Here is a 253-nt window from a genome sequence, read left to right on the forward strand (position 1 = left end):
GAAGTGGTGGAAAAAACAAACACCCGATACCGAGCAAGTTATTTTAGAATTGGTTGATATTTTTCACTTTGGTTTGTCGCTACGTATTGACGGAAAAACAAGCTATCAAGACTTAGCAAAGCAATTAGAAAGTGAGTTGAGCCAAGTTCAGCAAGCTGATGACTTTAAGCAAACGTTAGAAATACTTGCGGCATCTGCTGTTGCAGATAAAGCGTTTAATGCATCAGCATTTGCCGGTTGTATGGCACAAATG

General features: G+C 39.5%; 1 protein-coding gene. It reads left to right on the plus strand.

Annotation, left to right across the window (positions count from 1 at the left end; genetic code table 11):
- The coding region (locus SB756_RS32810) for a dUTP diphosphatase (protein WP_410913606.1) at positions 1–253 on the plus strand (253 nt) is incomplete at both ends.

This window comes from Pseudomonas sp. SIMBA_068 (assembly GCF_046534705.1).
GTDB lineage: Bacteria > Pseudomonadota > Gammaproteobacteria > Pseudomonadales > Pseudomonadaceae > Aquipseudomonas > Aquipseudomonas putida.